At 60.7% G+C, this 18,988-nt stretch carries 18 protein-coding genes; 4 read left to right on the top strand and 14 right to left on the bottom strand.

Annotation, left to right across the window (positions count from 1 at the left end):
* Window positions 1-327: 327 nt before the first annotated feature.
* From ACSQ87_RS09735 to ACSQ87_RS09715, 5 genes are all read right to left on the bottom strand, one after another.
* Window positions 328-669, bottom strand: a complete 342-nt coding sequence (locus ACSQ87_RS09735; protein ID WP_008148805.1) for a ribonuclease E inhibitor RraB — start codon at window positions 667-669, stop codon at window positions 328-330.
* 213 nt (window positions 670-882) lie between these two features.
* Entirely contained in the window at window positions 883-1,116 is a 234-nt protein-coding gene (locus ACSQ87_RS09730; protein WP_008148802.1) for a hypothetical protein, read from the bottom strand.
* A gap of 169 nt (window positions 1,117-1,285) precedes the next feature.
* Window positions 1,286-2,161, bottom strand: coding sequence for a polyamine aminopropyltransferase (speE, locus tag ACSQ87_RS09725; protein ID WP_056744151.1), 876 nt, complete (start codon window positions 2,159-2,161; stop codon window positions 1,286-1,288).
* Window positions 2,162-2,297: 136 nt separating this feature from the next.
* Window positions 2,298-2,489 (bottom strand): PLDc N-terminal domain-containing protein, encoded by a 192-nt coding sequence (locus tag ACSQ87_RS09720; protein ID WP_008148797.1) that lies wholly within the window; start codon window positions 2,487-2,489, stop codon window positions 2,298-2,300.
* Window positions 2,490-2,553: 64 nt separating this feature from the next.
* On the bottom strand, window positions 2,554-3,084 hold the full coding sequence (locus ACSQ87_RS09715) for a hypothetical protein (RefSeq protein ID WP_223430712.1): 531 nt from the start codon (window positions 3,082-3,084) through the stop codon (window positions 2,554-2,556).
* 178 nt (window positions 3,085-3,262) lie between these two features.
* Here ACSQ87_RS09715 and ACSQ87_RS09710 point away from each other — a divergent pair, with 178 nt between their 5' ends.
* Window positions 3,263-4,744 carry a methyl-accepting chemotaxis protein gene (locus ACSQ87_RS09710; protein WP_223430713.1) on the top strand — a complete coding sequence of 494 codons (1,482 nt, stop codon included), beginning with the start codon at window positions 3,263-3,265 and terminating at the stop codon, window positions 4,742-4,744.
* A gap of 156 nt (window positions 4,745-4,900) precedes the next feature.
* Window positions 4,901-5,266: a terminase gene (locus tag ACSQ87_RS09705; protein ID WP_223430715.1), complete on the top strand. Its 366-nt coding sequence runs from the start codon at window positions 4,901-4,903 to the stop codon at window positions 5,264-5,266.
* On the opposite strand, the gene ACSQ87_RS09700 is transcribed toward ACSQ87_RS09705, so the two are convergent.
* From ACSQ87_RS09700 to ACSQ87_RS09690, 3 genes are all read right to left on the bottom strand, one after another.
* A complete protein-coding gene (locus tag ACSQ87_RS09700) occupies window positions 5,267-6,064 on the bottom strand; it encodes an acyl-CoA thioesterase (RefSeq protein ID WP_223430716.1) in 798 nt (265 codons plus the stop codon). It lies immediately after the preceding gene.
* Between the two features lie 245 nt (window positions 6,065-6,309).
* The gene (locus tag ACSQ87_RS09695; protein WP_436273587.1) at window positions 6,310-7,068 is read right to left on the bottom strand and encodes a CHAD domain-containing protein; all 759 of its coding nucleotides are present in this window, start codon (window positions 7,066-7,068) and stop codon (window positions 6,310-6,312) included.
* 89 nt (window positions 7,069-7,157) lie between these two features.
* Entirely contained in the window at window positions 7,158-7,436 is a 279-nt protein-coding gene (locus tag ACSQ87_RS09690) for a hypothetical protein (protein ID WP_095130267.1), read from the bottom strand.
* A gap of 222 nt (window positions 7,437-7,658) precedes the next feature.
* Between ACSQ87_RS09690 and ACSQ87_RS09685 the strand changes: the two genes are divergently transcribed.
* Window positions 7,659-8,699 carry a patatin-like phospholipase family protein gene (locus ACSQ87_RS09685; protein WP_046047943.1) on the top strand — a complete coding sequence of 347 codons (1,041 nt, stop codon included), beginning with the start codon at window positions 7,659-7,661 and terminating at the stop codon, window positions 8,697-8,699.
* A 70-nt stretch (window positions 8,700-8,769) separates the two neighbouring features.
* On the opposite strand, the gene ACSQ87_RS09680 is transcribed toward ACSQ87_RS09685, so the two are convergent.
* The 6 genes from ACSQ87_RS09680 to kdpF all read right to left on the bottom strand — a co-directional run bounded on the left by ACSQ87_RS09680 (window position 8,770) and on the right by kdpF (window position 16,954).
* The gene (locus tag ACSQ87_RS09680) at window positions 8,770-9,468 is read right to left on the bottom strand and encodes a response regulator (RefSeq protein WP_223430718.1); all 699 of its coding nucleotides are present in this window, start codon (window positions 9,466-9,468) and stop codon (window positions 8,770-8,772) included.
* 68 nt (window positions 9,469-9,536) lie between these two features.
* Window positions 9,537-12,182, bottom strand: a complete 2,646-nt coding sequence (locus ACSQ87_RS09675; protein ID WP_223430719.1) for a sensor histidine kinase — start codon at window positions 12,180-12,182, stop codon at window positions 9,537-9,539.
* 145 nt (window positions 12,183-12,327) lie between these two features.
* Window positions 12,328-12,873 carry a potassium-transporting ATPase subunit KdpC gene (gene kdpC / locus ACSQ87_RS09670; protein ID WP_223430720.1) on the bottom strand — a complete coding sequence of 182 codons (546 nt, stop codon included), beginning with the start codon at window positions 12,871-12,873 and terminating at the stop codon, window positions 12,328-12,330.
* Window positions 12,874-13,093: 220 nt separating this feature from the next.
* Window positions 13,094-15,151, bottom strand: coding sequence for a potassium-transporting ATPase subunit KdpB (kdpB, locus tag ACSQ87_RS09665; protein WP_223430721.1), 2,058 nt, complete (start codon window positions 15,149-15,151; stop codon window positions 13,094-13,096).
* 10 nt (window positions 15,152-15,161) lie between these two features.
* Window positions 15,162-16,856: a potassium-transporting ATPase subunit KdpA gene (kdpA, locus tag ACSQ87_RS09660; protein WP_223430722.1), complete on the bottom strand. Its 1,695-nt coding sequence runs from the start codon at window positions 16,854-16,856 to the stop codon at window positions 15,162-15,164.
* Window positions 16,857-16,864: 8 nt separating this feature from the next.
* Complete coding sequence (gene kdpF, locus ACSQ87_RS09655) at window positions 16,865-16,954, bottom strand: K(+)-transporting ATPase subunit F (protein ID WP_007899818.1); 90 nt, start codon at window positions 16,952-16,954, stop codon at window positions 16,865-16,867.
* Window positions 16,955-17,531: 577 nt separating this feature from the next.
* On the opposite strand from kdpF, the gene eat reads away from it, so the two are divergent.
* Window positions 17,532-18,896, top strand: coding sequence for an ethanolamine permease (gene eat, locus ACSQ87_RS09650; RefSeq protein WP_033055766.1), 1,365 nt, complete (start codon window positions 17,532-17,534; stop codon window positions 18,894-18,896).
* Window positions 18,897-18,988: the final 92 nt, after the last annotated feature.

The following is an 18,988-nucleotide window of genomic DNA, read 5'->3' as shown; positions in this document are numbered from 1 at the left end:
CAGTTGGATAATCGCACTGCACGCACCGCACCAATCCTGTGCGGTAAATGCCCCCACCCGATCGCCCCCGCTTCATTGCGAAGCAATGTTGTCGCCTATCACCAGCATAGCCAGAGTTGATTTCACTGCCCGGGAGTCGATGCGGATAATCCGCGCATTCGCTGAAAATCTTGACGAACTTCCCTTTAGCCGCCTGTTTAGGCGGTTTTTTTTTGCGTTTTTGAAACGTTATGAATCAAAAACACGATCAAGATCTTTCCAAACCCCACAAACGAAAACGGCCAACCCTGAGGTCAGCCGTTGCTGAGTGTTGTCACTGTTCATAAGTTATGCGAGTCGCCCTCGTACCTCCTGCTTGACGCCCCATCCTTCGATGATGCCGCCCAAAGGCTCGACCACCGCCTCGAAATCCTGCTCAAAATCGCCGATGCCGTCATAAGTGGCGTACATCACTTTGCTCAGTTCCAGGTACCACGCGCCGTCATCGCGCACGCTGATTTGCGCATTCAAGGATTCACCACAGTAATGCCCTGCCGCCCTGCGTGCCCGCTCCTCGTCCGGGAAAATGGCGTAGAACTCGATGGGATGGAATCGTGAAAAGTCAAAACCGCCTTCTTTCATGCGGCGCAAGACGCTGGTGCTGATGTCTTCTTGATAGGCTGTGCTCATGAAACGTCCCCCTCAGACTGATGGATAGACTTTCCGTATTCCCGGCACTCGCAACCGAAAGGGGCGAGCGATGCGGCAACAACGTTGCCGGTGGGAAGCAAGCATGTAGCTGACAAGACCAGACCTTAGCGATCCGTTCGCTGATCTCGATTGCAGAGTAGCCTCAAGATTGAGCCGCTGCCAAGGCCTGGTTAGGAATGTGACAGGAGATGTTCAGATTGGCGTGATGCTGAGGATTTCAATGCTGTTCTGGGTTTTCAGACTTTTGACAGTCGGATCATCGGCGCGCCCTTCCAGATCGTTGAGGTCCAGTTCGGCAGCCACAGGCAGACACCGGGCGCGAATGAGCTTCGCAGCTTGCTCGTTGTTCGGGCATTCATCGCTCTCGAACACCTCGTCAACTTGTTCACCGTGATCATCAACGAAAGTGACTTTCCACTTTTGCATCAGGTGCCTCCTCGATAAAACCCATGGATGGGCTTACATGTATCTCGACATTCGTCCCCGGCCAATCGTTCAACCGGACCTTCTACATCTTTAAGTGAAGCATGAAAAAAGGGCCGTCTCCGGTGTGTTTTCACACAACCTGAGAGGGCCCTTTCTGGCTTGCCCGATATCAGTCGTTGCTAGGCTTGTTCACAGCCTGCAGGACATATTGCGGCAAGGCGAACGCACCGATGTGGATTTCCGGGTTGTAGTAGCGGGTGATGATGCCGCTGCCGGCGAAGCGCTGCTGCAGGGTTTCGCGGGACAATTTGCGATAGGCGGTATTGGTCGCGCCCCAGGCGAAGGTCATGGCGCCGCCGATGTAGGTCGGCACGGCCGCCTGATAGAAGTGCCAGTCCGGGAACAGGCTGCGCAGGCGCCCGGCGGTGGTTTTGACTTCTTCGATTTGCATGAACGGCGTGCCGTTCTGGGTCACCAGGATGCCGCCTTCGTTCAGGCAACGACGGCAGGCCTGGTAGAAGTTTTCCGAGAACAGCACTTCGCCCGGGCCGATCGGGTCGGTGGAATCGGAAATGATCACGTCGAATTTTTCGGTGGTGGTGGCGACGAAACGCATGCCGTCGTCGATCACCAGGTTCAGGCGTGGATCAGCGAACGCCCCCTTGGAGTGGTTTGGCAGAAATTCCTTGCACATGTCGACCACGGTGCCGTCGATCTCGACCATGGTGATGTGCTCGATGCTTCGGTGCTTGGCCACTTCACGCAGCATGCCGCCGTCGCCACCACCGATGATCAGCACGCGCTTGGCGGTGCCATGCGCCAGGATCGGCACGTGGGTCAACATCTCGTGATAGATGAATTCGTCGGCTTCGGTGGTCTGGATCACGCCGTCCAGCGCCATGACGCGGCCCATGCGCGGGTTTTCGAAAATCACCAGGTGTTGGTGTTCGGTGCGCACTTCGTGCAACAGTTTTTCCATGCGAAAACGCTGGCCGTAGCCTTCGTAGAGGGTTTCCAGGTACTCGCTGGTCGGGGTGTTGCTCATGGGAAGTGCTCCGATGAATGCGGGTGGCAACGGACGGTTCCCCGCCCATGATGGCCAATCGATCAGCTCGATTGCCCCGGGAAAGGCGAGAATTCTACGTTGCGGAACATGACAGATCGAACCGTCCAGCGGTCTGTCAAATCCTTACGTTGCCCCTTGGCCCGGCAATGGCCCAGATGATCAGGCCCAGCACCGGCAGCAGCAGGATCAGCAGCACCCAGATGATTTTCATCCCTGTGTCGGCACCACTTTTGAGCACGTTGATGATTGCCCAGATATCCAGGGCAAGAATAATCAGGCCAATCAGACCGTTGAACGTGGAACCCATGGTGTTGCTCCCTAAGAGTGGTGTGCACTCTTAGGATAGCCGGGCCTTGCGAGGGTTCCGCTTTTTAAACGTGGACGGCAATTCTGAGGGCTTCCAGCGAAGGTGCGGCAGCGATGCCGACTTTGGCGCACAACTCGAGCACGCGCGGCACGTCGTTGCCGTAGACCAGCACCACTTGCAGTTCGTCGTCGAGCAACTGACTGAAGTTCATCAGCGTGTAACCGCCGTTTTCCTTGTTCATGCTGCCCATCTGCACCTGAATGCGATTGAGCGCTGTCAAGGCTTCAGTCTTGGCCAGTTGCTTGGGTTTGATATTGAAATCAACGCCGGGCCCGAACGAGGAAACGATCTGGGCGAACAGGTCCATGTAGGTGTCGGCCTGGAACAGCACGGTCTCCGGCAAACTGCCAACCACCATCCACTCGCCCAGCGGAATCGGAAACGTTTCGTCGTAGTTGATATCCGGATTCGCTGTCAGAAAAGCCTCGGGATCGGCGTAGGCCTGGGCCGCTTCGTCAGCGACTTTCAGGATTTCGTCATCGCTCATGCACCCGGAGCTGATTTTGCTGATGAGTTCGACGAGTGCGGCTTTCATGGGGCGGAATCCTGTAGCGAGGGAATTTTGAAGGCGCGAAGGATAGCGCATTACGCCCCGCAATTCCTGTGCGCGAGCATGGCCGGGATTGTTGACCCACATCAAGATCCAGCCCCCTGAGTAGCGGCACAATACTGGCACCTTGCCGAAACTGTTTCCGCTATCAGAGAAGACCTCCATGGGTGCCTGGCTTAGCAATATCTCGCTGAAATATAAATTCTGGGCGGTCAACGCCGTCGCCTTCGTCACCACTTTGCTGCTGGTGTTGTACGCCGTACAACTCGAACAACAGGCCCGCAGCCATGCTTATCAGGCATCGGCACAAGCCCAGGCGCGACTGCTCAACGCCTGGCCCGCCGGGCAACCGCTCCCCAAAGCCGAAAACGTGCTGACGTTCAGTCGCGGGCAAGCACCGTTGCTGAACGGGCAGCCGGTACTGGAACTGGCCGATACCAACGGCTGGGTCGGAATCAATGCCACGCCGCTGTTCGGCAACAACCCGTTGATGGGCGCTGAAGTGTTTACGCGCACGGATGGCAATCAGGTCGCGGTAATTGCCCATGGCCCGAGCCTGGCCCAGGTCTTTCGCGAGCGCTTCCCCAACTATGCCGTGGCGGTGGCGATCCTGATGCTGGCGATGCTCGGCGCTTCGCAGTTGTTGATCCGCTTCCTGCTCAGCCAGCTCAATACGCTGAAGGACGTGATGCTCCACGTCGAGAAAACCGGTGACCTGTCGGCCCGTGTGCCGCTGGCCTGCACTGACGAAGTCGGGCAGATGGCCAATGCCTTCAACGCCATGCAGGCCGGTTACCAGCGGGTGGTCAACACCGTCGCCAGCACCGCCCGGCAACTGGATGTCGGCGCGGCGCGGCTGGCGTCGAGCATGAACGAGGTGCGTCACGGCATGCTCGGCCAGCAAAGCGAAACCGATCAGGCCGCCACGGCGATCAACGAAATGACCGCCACGGTTTATCACATTGCCCAGCACGCCGGCGCCACCCGCGATCTCTCGCAAACCGCCGACACCCTGGCCGGCAGCGGGCAGGAAGTGGTCAGTCGGGTGCAGAAGTCGATTGCCGGCCTGTCCAGCGGGGTGCAGCAGACTGCCGAGATGATTCAGCGTCTGGCTGAGGACAGTCAGAAGATCAATGGCGTGGTCAGTGTGATTCATAGCATCGCCGAGCAGACCAATCTGCTGGCGCTGAACGCAGCGATTGAAGCGGCCCGAGCCGGTGAAATGGGGCGCGGTTTTGCGGTGGTCGCCGATGAAGTGCGCAACCTGGCCAAGCGTGTCCAGATCTCCACTGACGAGATCACGATCATGGTTTCGGCGTTGCAGGCCGGGACTCGGGACGCGGTGGATTTCATGCAGGAAAGTTCGTTCAAGGCCGACGATTGCGTGCAGCAGGCTCAGGAGGCCGGCGCAGCCTTGGCGGAAATCACCAGCGCCGTGGCACAGATGCGTGAAAGCAACACGCAGATCGCGGTGGCGGCCGAGCAGCAGAGCCACGTGGCGGAAGAGATGAATCGGGCGGTGGTGAGCATTCGGGATGTGACCGAGAACACTGTGCAGCAGACCGTGGATTCAGCGACCACCAGCCATGAACTGGCGGCGTTGGCGGGAGAATTGAGCAAGGCTATCGGTCAGCTCAAACTGTAAGGCCCCCATCGCGAGCCTGCTCGCGATGGCGTCAGCTCAATCAACATCAATTCCAAACATGACACCTATCACTCCGATAGCCAGCCTTGATTCGCCGACTGGTTTGCCCCGGCCTATTCTTTGTTCAAGAGCCTCAACGAACCAAGGATTACCATCATGGGCAAACGTCATCCCAACCTTCCCGCCTGGCAATGGCGAGCGTACCCGAACAATCACCAGCACCCGACCAATCTGGTGCTGCACCTGATTGCCGTGCCGCTGTTCATCGTGGCGTTTCTGCTGATTGTCTCGGGAGTGTTCAGTCTGAGTTTCGCGAATGTCGCGATTGGCGTCATCGGCCTGTTCGCCGCACTCGGCCTGCAACGCCACGGTCACAGCCTGGAGGTGCAAGCCTCCGAGCCGTTCAGCGATCGCAAAGATGCCGTGTCGCGCTTGCTGGTCGAGCAGTTTCTGACCTTCCCTCGGTTCTTCCTGAGCGGCGGCTGGTGGCGCGCCTGGCGTGAGCGCCACCGTCGTCACTGATCAGGCGAAAATCGTCACCGTCTGCCGGCTCATGGCAATCAACTGACCGTCTGCGTTCCACAATTTCGCGGCGGCATGACCGTAGCCGTCAGCGGCATGTTCGGTCTCAACCAGGTATTTGCACCAGTCCAGCGTGCTCAGTTCAAGCAACGGCTGGACGAATTCAACGGTCCAGGTCAGCGTGCTGCCCATCGCCGGTTTATTCAGGTGCGGCATCAGGGCCGGTGGCCAGGCGTCGACCAGCGCCAAAATATGCGCTTCGCTGACCGCTTCTTCCTTCACGTCCCCACGCAAGCGCACCCAGCCGCCCATCTCGCGGGATTTGTTGCCCGTGAACGGCAGACCGCCAACACTCCAGCGCATCGCCAGATGCTGCATGAACTCCGGGAGTACGCCTTTGATGAACGGCAGTTCCTGACAATCGTCCCAGTGCTTCATCTCGGGCGCCGGTTCGGCGATCACCGCCACTTCCGACGGTCGCGAGGCGCCGAAGCTGCCCTGGACCAACGTCACCACCTGGCCCTTCTGCATCGCCCGACCCAGCACCTGGCTGACAGCCTTCCCTTCGCGCAACACATCGACTTCAAAACTGACCGGCACTTCAGGCTCGACCGGGCCGACAAAGGTGATCGCCAACGAGCGCACCGGACGATCCGCCGGGACCTTCGCGCGCATGGCTTCGTACTGCAAGGCGGCCACCAGGCCACCGAAACTGGCACGCCCCTGAGCCCATTTGGCCGGAATAGACAGCTCCAGCGGCTGGCGGCGGACAGCGTCGAGCAGATCGGAAAAGCGCATGGAAACCTCGGTGCGGGAAAAGGATGAAGGGATCTTAACCAGCCTGCGGGGGCGACACAGCGCTTATACCGGCCAAAAGCACTGACAGATGAGCCGCACTCGATACGAACACTCATTCAATGTTCAACACCGATCAAATGTGGGAGCGGGCTTGCTCGCGAAAGCGGTCTGACAATCAACATTTACGTTGAATGTTAGGCCCCCTTCGCGAGCAAGCCCGCTCCCACATTTGATCGGTGGTGGTATCAGGATTTGAAACAGGCAGCGCTGAATTTGTCGAGGACCCGGTCGGCGCGGCCTTCGGCTTTGGCCATGGCAGTTTTCCAGGCCGCGACGCAGGGCTGCAAATCGGTTCCCTTCTCAGCTATGGCCAGCCATTGCAAGCAGTCGTGCCAATCGCCCAAGGCACCTTGCGCGGACTTCAAGCGCGGCATCGCGGCTTTCGGCAGTCGATCCAGTTCGGGATAGGCTTCGATGCCATAGCGCACGCGCTTGATCAGCAGGCGCAAACGGTGGCGATCATGCGCCGGATCGTGCAGGGCCTGATCGAGTTTCTTCCATTGTTTGGCCAAACGTTTTTCGATGCGCGGGCATAAGCCCTTGAGCAAGCCCTGACGCTGGGAGGCCCGCAGAAAACGCGGAAAGGCGTCGAGGATCATCAGCAACTGCGCCACTTCAGGACTCGTCGCGACCGCCGGGTAAGCCTCGGACATCTGTGCCATGCGCCGATGGGCCGCCTCGGGTTGATCATGCTCAAGCAGGTACGCCGCCAGCACCTCGCGATCGCGCAACGGCGTGGTCAGGTCGCCGACCCGGGACGCCGCCGCTTCCAGCTGTTCGACTCCGGGCAAGCCGCGCAATGGCCGCAGCAGACTGCGCAAACGGCGAACCGTGGTGCGCAGATCGTGCAGCGCTTCAGGGTCGGTGCGCGCACTCAAGCGTGCCTGACAGGCCAGCAAACGGACTTCCAGGCCCAGTACATGAGCCACCAACCGGTTAATCATGGGGTTTTACTCCGTAAACAGCTGCAAGCCGCCAGCCGAAATCCGGGGCGACCGATTTATTGCTTGCAGCTTAGAGCTTAGAGCTGCTTTCAGCGCCCCGCGCGCGATTCACGAATATAAAAACGCGCCTTCTCGGCCTTCTTGGCGCAGCCTTCGAACGCTTCGAATTGCTGCTGGGTCTTGGCGCCGGTCAGCAACGACAGGGCCTTGGAATAGCTGACAGTTCCGGCAAAACCTTCGGCCTTGGCCAGATCCAGTTCACGCCACGCGGCATCGATCCCGTTGCCGCAGCTGTCACGGTAAGCGGTTTTGCCGGCGCAACCGGCGAGTGCCAGGGCAATCAAAGGCACACAGATCCAGGCTTTCATTATTCACACCTCAAAGATAGGTAAACAGTCGTGCAGTTAAGACGGTCTGGCGCGTGAAAAGTGCCTTGGTCCCGCCGCGGAAACTCAAGTGCTCGCGAGAATACCCATCTGCCGCCAAAGAGTATCGAAAAAACGACGCCCTCGCCTCGCGGAGCGACCTTAGCGATTGAAGCGCGCCCCTCGATGGGTGCATTGTTGAACCTTGTCAGACGAGGGCGATTCATGAAAAAGCGTGTCGCGCTGGTGCTGGGCTCAGGTGGGGCCCGGGGCTACGCCCATATCGGGGTCATTGAAGAGATCGAACGGCGTGGCTACGACATCGCCTGCATCGCCGGTTGTTCCATGGGCGCGGTCGTTGGCGGGATCTATGCTGCCGGTAAACTCGACGAATATCGCAACTGGATCGAAAGCCTCGATTACCTCGATGTCTTGCGCCTGGTGGACGTCAGTTTTCGTCTGGGCGCGATTCGCGGGGAGAAGGTTTTCGGGCAGATCCGCAAGATCGTCGGCGAGATCAATATTGAAGACTTGCGCATCCCCTACACGGCGGTGGCCACCGACCTGACCAACCAGCAGGAAATCTGGTTTCAGGAAGGCTGCCTGCACCAGGCCATGCGCGCCTCGGCAGCGATTCCCAGCCTGTTCACCCCGGTGATGCAGGGCAACCGCATGCTGGTGGACGGCGGCATCCTCAACCCTTTACCAATCGTGCCGGTGGTGTCGAGTCATTGCGACCTGATCATCGCGGTCAACCTCAACTCCACCAACCAGCGCCACTATCAACTGCCGGTGATCCAGCGCCCGGCGGCATTCAAGACCCGTTTCGACAGCCTGATCAACTCGCTCGGTTCAAAATTGCCCTTCCGCCGCAAACAGGCGGAACAATTGTTGCTGCTGGAAAAGGAAGCGTTGATGGCGGAAGCGGCCGAGATCAACCCGTGGATCGAATCCGCCGAACCCGAAGCCCAGCAACCGGCGGCCGCCCCCGAACGCGCCGGCGCGCCGAAGTCCGCCACCGGCTCGTTCATCATCGACAACGTTGGGCCGGCATCTTTGCTGGACCTGATCAACCAGAGTTTCGAGGTGATGCAAACCTCATTGGCGCAGTACAAGATCGCCGGTTATCCGCCGGATATTTTGATCAACGTGCCGAAACGTGTGTGCCGGTTTTTCGAGTTTTACAAGGCACCGGAACTGATCGCGCTAGGGCGGGAGATTGCGCGGGATACGCTGGATCGGTATGAGAATGAGCGGGATTCCTGAACTTCTCGAGTGAATGATAAGGCCCCTTCGCGAGCCTGCTCGCGATGGGGCCGGATCATTCAATACAAAACTAAAGACTGTCCTCACTCAACAACCGATACCCGACTCCCGCCTCGGTGACGATAAACCGCGGCTGAGTCGGGTCATCAGCCAGTTTCTGGCGCAGGTGCCCGACCACAATCCGTAGGTAGTGAGTGTCCTCGGTATGAGTCGGCCCCCAAATATCCTTGAGTAATTGCTGCTGGGTGATGACCCGCCCCGGATGCCGCGCCAGTTGCGCCAGTACCGCGTATTCCTTGCGGGTCAGCGCGACTTCGGTGCCGTCGAGCAACACCCGGCGATACGCCAGATCGACGGTCAACGGGCCGAACGTCAGCGCCGCTTGTTGAGCTTCTCCCGCCGGAGCCTGACGCAACAACGCACGCACCCGCGCAAGAAATTCCTGAATGCCAAACGGCTTGGTTACGTAGTCGTTGGCGCCGTTGTCGAGCGCTTCGACTTTCTGCCCTTCACTGGCGCGCACCGAGAGCACCAGCACCGGCACTGTCGACCACTCGCGAAACTCGCGCAGCACTTGCTGGCCGTCCATGTCCGGCAGGCCGAGGTCGAGTACCAGCAGGTCCGGTTTATTCAGTGCAGCCTGGGCCAGGCCCTCGCTGCCGGTGCCGGCCTCCAGCACTTTGTAGCCCTGGGAGACGAGGCTGATGCGCAGAAATTTACGGATCTGCGGTTCGTCATCGATGACCAAAATGGTCGCGGTCTGGCTCATGAATTCACATCAACACAAAGAAGTGGCAGGAGAGTAGCGCAAGCAGGATCAGGCTTCACTTTCGGCTCTTAATTTTCAAAGGCCGGCTGAGCCTGCAACGGCAGGTGCAAGGTGATGCAGGTGCCGCGCCCTTCGATGCCATCGGCGACGCTGATCCGCCCGCCGTGAGCACCGACCATGCCCTGACAGATCGCCAGGCCCAGCCCGGTGCCTTGCCCGCCACGATCACCGCGCGCGGCGGTGTAGAACATGTCGAAAATCTTCGCCCGCTCTTCCTGCGGAATCCCCGGTCCTTCATCACTCACCGAAAAAAACAGCTCGCTGTCATCGGCCCCGGCGCGCAGTTGCAGACGGCCATGAGACGGTGAAAAGCGCGCGGCGTTTTCCAGCACGTTGACCAGCGCCTGTTCGATCAGCGCGGCGTGGACGTAAAGCAGCGGCAACTGCGGCGGCACTTCGGTGGTCACTTGCAACGGCGCCAGCACCGCCCGCAGACGATTGAGCGAACTGCCGACGATATCGGCCGGCGATACCCAGTCCCGCGCCAGCTTCAGGGCGCCATGCCCGAGGCGGGTCATGTCCAGCAGGTTCTGGATGTAGCGATCGAGGCGCTCGGCTTCATCGCGAGTGCCTTCAAGCAGTTCGCGGCGATCCTCCAGCGGGATCGCCTCACCGAGGGCCAACAGGCTGTCGATGCTACCGCGCATGGAGGTCAGCGGTGTGCGCAAATCATGGGACACCGAGGCCAGCAAGGCACTGCGCAGTTGCTCGGTTTCGCCGTGCAGCCGAGCGGCTTCCAGGTCTTCGGCCAATTGCGCCCGGGCCAGCGCCTGGGCCAGCGGCTGGCTCAGCGCGGTCAACAAACGCCGACGCTGACCGCTCAAGGTCTGGCCCTCTTTGGCACACACACCGAGCAATGCCAGCGGCCCGTCTTCCACCGACAACGGCCACCACCACCAACGCCCGAACGGCAGCGTGCCGGTGCCCGCGCCGGCCGGTTGATCGTGTTGCCAGGCCCAATCGGCGGCAGCGCGCTCGGCTTCGGAAAATTCCAGCGGGCCACCGGTTTCGACTTTCCAGCCGCCCTGCCCGTCTCGATTGAGCAGGCAGAGTTGCAGATCACTCCAGCCATCGAGGTGCTGGGCCGCTGCGCTGACCACCGCCTGGCGGTCGGTGGCGGCCGTGAGTTTGCGCGACAGGTCGAGCAGTTCGGTGGTCTCTTCCTGAGTGTCGCGAAGCGCCTGCAATTGGCGCCGTTGTCGGGCCGCGAGGTTACCGGTCAGCGCCGCCATCAGCAGGAAGAACAGCAAGGTCAGCACGTCTTCTTCGCGCTGGATGCGGAAGGAAAAATTCGGCGGGATGAACAGAAAGTCATAGGTCAGAAACGACAGCGCCGCACAGGCCAGCGCCGGGCCGAGGCTGCTGCGCACCGCCACCAGCAACACCGCGGCGAGGAACACCAGCGAGATATTGGGCAGCGGCAAGACACTTGCCACCGCCCAGGCCAACGCACTGGCGAGCACCGTCGCCACCAGCGCCAGCGCGTAGTCGAACCACAGCAGTGCCTGCGCCGAACGCTGACGCGGCTGATACTGTTCGTGATCGCTGTCGAGGACGTTGATTTCCAGCCCGCGCGCATCGCGCAACAAACGTGACGCCAGACCGCCGCCGAACAACCGCCGACGCAAACGCTGCCGGGACTGACCGACCAACACCAGACTCGCGCGGCGTTCGGCGGCGTGCTGAATCAGGGTTTTCGCCACCTCACCGGCGCGCAGCAGCACCACTTCGCCGCCGAGGCGTTCGGCCAATTGCTGAGCACTTTGCAGACGCAAGCGCGACTGCTCGTCGCGCACACTGCCGTTGTCCACATGCACCAGGCTCCACGGCAAATGCCGACGCTGGGCGACGCGACTGGCGTGACGCACCAGCCGCTCAGCCTGTGCATCGCCATCGACGCCAACCAACAGGCGACCGCGCACCGCCGGCGCCGCTTGGCCGAGTTGGCGATAGCCCTGGGCCAAATCATCATCGACCTGAGCCGCGGCGGTTTGCATCGCCAGTTCCCGCAGCGCCGTGAGGTTGGTCTGGGTGAAAAAGGCGTCGATCGCCGCCCTCGCCTGCTCCGGCACGTAGACCTTGCCATCGCGCAGACGCTCGAGCAGCTCGCGCGGCGGCAGGTCGATCAGCAGCAGTTCGTAGGCTTCTTGCAGCACCCAGTCCGGCAGGGTTTCGCGGACCTGCACACCCGTGATGCCACGCACTTTGTCGTTAAGACTTTCCAGGTGCTGGACGTTGACCGTGGTGAACACGTCGATGCCTGCAGCGAGCAGTTCCTGAATGTCTTGCCAGCGTTTGGTGTGACGACTGCCGGGCGCGTTGCTGTGGGCCAGTTCGTCCACCAGCACCAGTTTCGGTTTGGCGGCGAGCAGGCCGTCGAGGTCCATTTCTTCGAGCATCACGCCACGGTATTCCGAGCGCACCAACGGCTGCTGCGGCAAGCCGCCGAGCAGCGCTTCGGTCTCGGCGCGACCGTGGGTTTCGACCACGCCGGCAATGACTTTCACACCCTGGCGCAATTGGGTGTGGGCCGCTTGCAGCATGGCGTAGGTCTTGCCGACACCGGGTGCGGCGCCGAGAAAAACCTTGAGCCGGCCACGGCCGTCGCGGGGCAGGTCTGCTAACAGCGCGTCGGCGCGGCCGGAGTCACTCATGTTCGGGGGTCTCTTTTTTCAGATGTTGATGTGGTGTCTGTGAGGCCGTCTTCGCGAGCAAGCCCGCTCCCACATTTGATCGCATTCCAATGTGGGAGCGGCGGTGCGACGATTCGACTTGCTCGCGAATGGCCCCACCGCAGATCTACAGGTTTTCCAGCGCGATGTTCAACGCCAATACATTCACCACCGGCGGGCCAACGAGTGGCTGCTCGATGTGCGCATCCATCAATTGTTGCAGGGTCGCCACCGGCAGATTGCGCGCCGCGGCAACACGCGCCAGTTGATAGGCAATCGCGGCCGGTGGCAAGTGTGGATCGAGACCGCTGCCCGAGGTGGTAACCATCGCCAAGGGCACTGGCCCCTGTCCCGGCACCAGCAGTTTGTTGGCATCGTCGATCACCCGAGTGGCCAGGGCCGGGTTGCTCGGCGAAAGGTTGCTGGCACTGCTCGACACAGTGGCAAATGCGCCGGCGGATGGCCGTGGATGGAACCAGGCGTCGCCGACGAAATCCTGGGCAATCAGTGAGGAACCGCGGACCTTGCCATCGGCGTCGTGTATGAGGCTGCCATTGGCCTGGTCCGGGAATGCGACTTGGGCGACACCGGTGACCACCAGTGGATAGGCGACGCCGGTGATCAGGGTCATCAGGACGAGCAGGCTCAGGGCCGGGCGTATCATTGTGGACATTTCAAAATCCTCGAAATTGGAGAAGTAGTGGGGTGTCAGGGAAATCCACCCCTCACCCCAGCCCTCTCCACATAGGGGAGAGGGGGAAAGGGAGCAGATCTTCAAGCTTTTGAAGACCTGAGTTCGACTCAATATTTCAGGTCGATGTAGCTCCAAGAACACCTCGGTCAGTCCCCTCTCCCCCCGGGAGAGGGTTAGGGTGAGGGGGTCGATTTCAGCCTCAAACCAAATGCAACGCCGTCAACAGCATGTCGATCGCCTTGATCCCCACAAACGGCACCACAATCCCGCCCAATCCATAGATCAGCAGATTGCGTCGCAGCAACGCCGCCGCACTGGCCGCCTGCACGCGCACGCCGCGCAATGCCAATGGAATCAGCACCACGATGATCAAGGCGTTGAACACGATCGCCGAGAGAATCGCGCTCTGCGGACTGCTCAGGTGCATGACGTTCAGCACGCCCAGTTGCGGATAGATCGAGGCGAACAACGCCGGCAAAATCGCAAAGTACTTGGCCACGTCGTTGGCGATGGAAAACGTCGTCAGCGCACCGCGGGTCACCAGCAATTCCTTGCCGATCTGCACCACGTCCAGCAGTTTGGTTGGATCGCTGTCGAGGTCGACCATGTTCGCCGCCTCGCGTGCCGCTTGCGTCCCGTCGTTCATCGCCATGCCCACGTCCGCCTGGGCCAGGGCCGGAGCGTCGTTGGCGCCGTCGCCGCACATGGCGACCAGGCGCCCGTCGTTCTGCTCGTGGCGAATACGCGCCAGTTTTTTCTCTGGAGTCGCTTCAGCCAGCACGTCATCGACACCCGCCTCGGCCGCAATCGCCGCAGCGGTCAGCGGGTTGTCGCCGGTCACCATGACGGTGCGGATGCCCAGTTTGCGCAACTCGGCGAATCGCTCGCGAATACCGGGTTTGACCACGTCCTTGAGGTGAATCGCGCCGAGCAATTTACCGTCGGCACAGACCAGCAACGGCGTGCCTCCGCTCTGGGCGATCTTGTCGATTTCCCGGGACAGCGGCGCGGCCAGATCGGCACGTTTCAGGCCAACGAAGGCCAGCAACGAATCCACCGCGCCTTTGCGATAAACACGGCCCCTATAGTCGACGCCAGACAGACGCGTCTCGGCGCTGAACGGTACGGCGGTGAGCAACTCGGTGGCCGGCTCAGGTTGCGGCTGAGTGCCGCGCAGGTACTCGACGATGGATTTACCTTCAGCCGTGTCATCGGCCAGCGAGGCGAACAATGCGCCCTCGGCGAGTTCCTTGGCGGTGACGCCAGGTGCCGCGTATACCGCAGTGCAACGACGGTTACCGAAGGTGATGGTGCCGGTCTTGTCCAGCAGCAAGACGTGTACGTCCCCCGCCGCTTCCACCGCACGACCGGATTTGGCGATCACATTCAGGCGCACCAGACGGTCCATCCCGGCGATACCGATGGCCGACAACAAACCGCCAATGGTGGTCGGAATCAGCGTGACCAATAACGCCACCAGGAACACCAGCGGCAGGCTGCCGTTGGCGAAGTGGGCGAACGGTTGCAAGGTGACGACCACCAGCAGGAAGATCAGGGTCAAGCCGATCAGCAGGATGTCGAGCGCCACTTCATTCGGGGTTTTCTGGCGTTTGGCACCTTCGACCAAAGCGATCATGCGATCGAGTGTCGACTCACCCGGGTTGGCGGTGATGCGCACCAACAGCCAGTCGGACACCAAGCGAGTATTGCCGGTGACGGCAGAACGGTCGCCGCCGGATTCGCGAATCACCGGCGCGGACTCACCGGTAATCGCCGCTTCGTTGACCGCTGCGATACCTTCGACTACCTCGCCGTCACCGGGGATCATTTCCCCCGCCTCAACGCGGACCACATCGCCCTTGCGCAGGCTGGTGGCCGGCACCACTTGAAAGGCGCCGGTGCTGGTTTTGCGCCGAGCACTCAGGCCTTCGCTACCGGCCTTGAGGCTGTCGGCGCGGGCCTTGCCGCGACCTTCGGCCAGTGCTTCGGCGAAGTTGGCAAACAGCACGGTGAACCACAACCACAAGGCGATTTGCGCGGCGACAAAAGTCGGCACGCTGCTGTCGGGAATGAAGCACAGCACGGTGGTCAGGATCGCGGTCAGTTCGACCACCAGCATCACTGGCGCACGTTGCAATTGCCGAGGATCGAGCTTGACGAAGGCTTGCACCAGCGCCGGACGCCAGAGGGCCGAGATCGCGGTTTTCGGTTGTTCCGGCGCCTTGACGGCGGCGGCTTTAGTTGCGGGCATATTCATCATTGATTCCTCAGAAGCCCAAGCTCAAATGTTCAGCAATAGGACCCAGCGCCAATGTCGGCAGGAAGGTCAAACCACCCACCAGCAAAATGGTCACGGTCAGCAAGGTCACGAACAGCGGGCCATGGGTCGGGAAGCTGTTCTGGCCGATCGGGGCGGTTTTCTTCATCGCCAGGCTGCCGGCCAGGGCCAGAACCGGAAGGATGTAACCGAAGCGACCGATCAACATGCCAAGGCCCAGCATCAGGTTGTGGAACGCGGTGTTCGCCCCAAATCCAGCAAACGCCGAACCGTTGTTGGCACTGGCCGAGGTGTAGGCATAAAGCAACTGACTGAAACCGTGAGGACCGGGGTTGCTCACCGCCGCGACCGGGCCCGGCAGGCTCGCGGCAATCGCGCCGAGCACCAGCACACCGACCGGCATGACCAGCAAGGTCACCACCAGCAACTGGACTTCCTTCGCCTGCAGTTTCTTGCCGAGGTATTCCGGGGTGCGGCCGATCATCAGCCCGGCGAGGAACACCGCGATCAACACGTTCAGCAACATGCCGTAGAGCCCGGCACCGACGCCGCCGAAGATCACTTCGCCGACCATCATGTTGACCATCGCGACCATGCCGCTCAGCGGGTTGAGGCTGTCGTGCATGCCGTTGACCGAACCGTTGGACGCCGCGGTGGTGGTCACCGACCACAGCACCGTGGCGGTCGTGCCGAAGCGTGCTTCCTTGCCTTCCAGCGGCGCAGTCTGTTCGACGGCGACATTGTTCAGGGTCGGGTTCGGCTGGTATTCAGCCCACAGCGACGTCGCGCCGCCGATCAGGAACAGCGCCAGCATGCAGGCGATGATCGCGCGGCTCTGACGCAGGTCTTTCACGTAGTGGCCGAAGGTGAACACCAGCGCCACCGGGATCAGAATGATCGAGCCGACCTCAAACAGGTTGCTCCACGCCGTCGGGTTCTCGAACGGGTGCGCCGAGTTGACGCCGAAAAAGCCACCGCCGTTGGTGCCCAGTTGCTTGATCGCAATCTGGCTGGCGGCCGGGCCGAGCGGAATCACCTGATCGACGCCTTGCATCGTCACCGCATTCACGTACTGAGCGAATGTTTGCGGCACGCCCTGCCAGACCAGATACAACGCCAGCAGCAGGCACAGCGGCAGCAAGCCGTAGAGGGTGGCGCGGGTCATGTCGACCCAGAAGTTGCCGAGGGTTTTACTCGACTTGCGACCGATACCGCGACACAGGGCAACCAGCACAGCGAGGCCGGTGGCGGCGCTGACGAAGTTCTGCACGGTGAGGCCGACCATCTGACTCAGGTAGCTCAAGGTCGCTTCGCCGCTGTAGGACTGCCAGTTGGTATTGGTCATGAAGCTGACGGCAGTATTGAACGCTTGCGTCCACTCCTGGCCCGGCAAGTTTTGCGGATTCAGCGGCAGGTGATCCTGAAACAGCAAGATCGCGAACAACAGCAAAAAGCCCGCGAGGTTGAAGGCGAGCAAGGCCAGGGTGTATTTCTGCCAGCTCTGTTCGGCCTGCGGATCAACGCCGGCCACCCGATAACACCCGCGTTCCACCGGTCCGAGAATCGGCGAAAGCCAAGTGCGCTGACCTTCCATCACCTTGTAGTAGAAGCGCCCCAGAAACGGTGCCGGAATCAGCACCAGGGCGAAGAAGGCGAGGATCAGCCAATAGTCATAACTGTGCATAGCCGCTCCTAGTTCCGGTCCGCGCGCAACAGCGCAACCAACAGATAAATGAACAGCCCCACTGCCAGTAGCAGTGACACCCCGTCCAGAACGCTCATGGAAGTTCTCCGTGTTACGGCGTATTGCCGCGTGTGGAGCCATTGTCGGCAGGGAGGCTGTAAAGGAACGAGATCGAGGGTGTTGGCTGGGCATAAAGAAAGCGTAAAGAGTCGATTTATGCCGGCGTTACAGCGGGCTTTGCCGGTGTGTCAGGGATAACCGCCCCTCACCCTAGCCCTCCCGAAACGTCGGACCGCCCAGAGGTAGAGGGGACTGACCGAGGTGTTCTTGGATTTACATCGACCTGAAATACCGAGTCGAACTCAAGTGTCGATTCGCGATCGCGAGCGAATCAGGTTTCGAAAGCGATGAAGATCGGCTCCCTTTCCCCCTCTCCCCATTGGGGAGAGGGCTGGGGTGAGGGGTGGCTTTCAAACCCGACAACTATTCAAAGCCTGCCCGCGATAGCGGCACAACAGACAACAACGCCCTCAACTGACGCACAAAAAATGCACATCCAGCACCGAACATCCCCGATACGACGCCTTTCTGCACTTTACGACCGCCATCACAACACTGGCACGCCCACTGCAAACGCCCTCCTCCGAGCTTTCCAAACCGTTCAGGGAGCAACGCATGAACACACAACTCAAACCCACGCTGGGCACGCTGCACCTGTGGGGCATTGCGGTCGGGCTGGTGATTTCCGGTGAATACTTTGGCTGGAGCTACGGCTGGGGCGTGGCTGGCACACTCGGTTTTCTGGTGACGTCCTTTATGGTCGCCACGATGTACACCTGCTTCATCTTCAGTTTCACCGAGCTGACCACCGCGATTCCTCACGCTGGTGGTCCCTTTGCCTACAGCCGCCGCGCCTTTGGCGAGAAAGGCGGATTGATCGCGGGGCTGGCGACACTGATTGAATTTGTCTTTGCCCCGCCGGCCATCGCTCTGGCGATCGGTGCGTATCTGAACGTGCAATTTCCAGCGCTTGATCCGAAACACGCAGCGGTCGGTGCCTACATCGTGTTCATGGGCCTGAACATTCTCGGGGTGAAACTGGCGGCGACCTTCGAACTGGTGGTCTGCGTACTCGCAGTGGCCGAACTGCTGGTGTTCATGGGCGTGGTCGCTCCGGCGTTCAGCTTCAGCAATTTCGCGCTGAACGGCTGGGCCGGTTCCGATGTGTTCGGCGCGCCGGCGATTGCCGGGATGTTCGCGGCGATCCCGTTCGCGATCTGGTTTTTCCTGGCCATCGAAGGCGCCGCCATGGCCGCCGAAGAAGCCAAGGATCCGAAACGCACCATTCCGAAGGCCTACATCAGCGGCATTCTGACGTTGGTATTGCTGGCGATGGGTGTGATGTTCTTTGCCGGCGGCGTCGGTGACTGGCGCACCCTGTCGAACATCAACGACCCGCTGCCGCAAGCGATGAAAACCGTGGTGGGCGAAAGTTCGGGCTGGCTGCACATGCTGGTGTGGATCGGCCTGTTCGGCCTGGTGGCGAGTTTCCACGGAATCATCCTCGGCTACTCGCGGCAGTTCTTCGCCCTCGCCCGCGCCGGTTACCTACCGGCGTCCCTGGCCAAATTGTCACGTTTCCAGACTCCGCACAGAGCAATCATCGCTGGCGGCGTGATCGGTATCGCCGCGATTTACAGTGATGGTTTGATCAACCTGGGCGGCATGACGCTGACGGCGGCGATGATCACAATGGCAGTATTCGGGGCGATCGTGATGTACATCATGAGCATGCTCAGCCTGTTCAAACTGCGCAAAACCGAACCGAATCTGGAACGCACCTTTCGCGCGCCGTGCTATCCATTGGTGCCGTTCATTGCGCTGGTGCTGGCGGTGGTCTGCCTGGTGGCGATGGCCTGGTTCAACACGCTGATCGGGTTGATCTTCCTGGGCTTCATGGCGGTGGGGTTCGTGTATTTCATGCTCACGGCGCAATTGCGTGCCGATGCGCCGGCGGACGCGATGCTGACTGGCTTATAAAGACACGATCCGCGTAGGAGCTGCCGAAGGCTGCGATCTTTAGCGATCGTAATGACGCCAAAATCAAAAGATCGCAGCCTTCGGTAGCTCCT

This window comes from Pseudomonas sp. LjRoot277 (assembly GCF_964253845.1).
Lineage (GTDB): Bacteria > Pseudomonadota > Gammaproteobacteria > Pseudomonadales > Pseudomonadaceae > Aquipseudomonas.
Note: the sequence above shows the minus strand (reverse complement) of the source record. Positions and strands in the feature narration are given on the sequence as shown.

Coding starts and splice junctions, on each gene's coding strand:
- ACSQ87_RS09735 (WP_008148805.1), bottom strand. CDS start 669: ATGAGCACAGCCTATCAAGAAGACATCAGCACCAGCGTCTTGCGCCGC.
- ACSQ87_RS09730 (WP_008148802.1), bottom strand. CDS start 1,116: ATGCAAAAGTGGAAAGTCACTTTCGTTGATGATCACGGTGAACAAGTT.
- speE (WP_056744151.1), bottom strand. CDS start 2,161: ATGAGCAACACCCCGACCAGCGAGTACCTGGAAACCCTCTACGAAGGC.
- ACSQ87_RS09720 (WP_008148797.1), bottom strand. CDS start 2,489: ATGGGTTCCACGTTCAACGGTCTGATTGGCCTGATTATTCTTGCCCTG.
- ACSQ87_RS09715 (WP_223430712.1), bottom strand. CDS start 3,084: ATGAAAGCCGCACTCGTCGAACTCATCAGCAAAATCAGCTCCGGGTGC.
- ACSQ87_RS09710 (WP_223430713.1), top strand. CDS start 3,263: ATGGGTGCCTGGCTTAGCAATATCTCGCTGAAATATAAATTCTGGGCG.
- ACSQ87_RS09705 (WP_223430715.1), top strand. CDS start 4,901: ATGGGCAAACGTCATCCCAACCTTCCCGCCTGGCAATGGCGAGCGTAC.
- ACSQ87_RS09700 (WP_223430716.1), bottom strand. CDS start 6,064: ATGCGCTTTTCCGATCTGCTCGACGCTGTCCGCCGCCAGCCGCTGGAG.
- ACSQ87_RS09695 (WP_436273587.1), bottom strand. CDS start 7,068: ATGATTAACCGGTTGGTGGCTCATGTACTGGGCCTGGAAGTCCGTTTG.
- ACSQ87_RS09690 (WP_095130267.1), bottom strand. CDS start 7,436: ATGAAAGCCTGGATCTGTGTGCCTTTGATTGCCCTGGCACTCGCCGGT.
- ACSQ87_RS09685 (WP_046047943.1), top strand. CDS start 7,659: ATGAAAAAGCGTGTCGCGCTGGTGCTGGGCTCAGGTGGGGCCCGGGGC.
- ACSQ87_RS09680 (WP_223430718.1), bottom strand. CDS start 9,468: ATGAGCCAGACCGCGACCATTTTGGTCATCGATGACGAACCGCAGATC.
- ACSQ87_RS09675 (WP_223430719.1), bottom strand. CDS start 12,182: ATGAGTGACTCCGGCCGCGCCGACGCGCTGTTAGCAGACCTGCCCCGC.
- kdpC (WP_223430720.1), bottom strand. CDS start 12,873: ATGTCCACAATGATACGCCCGGCCCTGAGCCTGCTCGTCCTGATGACC.
- kdpB (WP_223430721.1), bottom strand. CDS start 15,151: ATGAATATGCCCGCAACTAAAGCCGCCGCCGTCAAGGCGCCGGAACAA.
- kdpA (WP_223430722.1), bottom strand. CDS start 16,856: ATGCACAGTTATGACTATTGGCTGATCCTCGCCTTCTTCGCCCTGGTG.
- kdpF (WP_007899818.1), bottom strand. CDS start 16,954: ATGAGCGTTCTGGACGGGGTGTCACTGCTACTGGCAGTGGGGCTGTTC.
- eat (WP_033055766.1), top strand. CDS start 17,532: ATGAACACACAACTCAAACCCACGCTGGGCACGCTGCACCTGTGGGGC.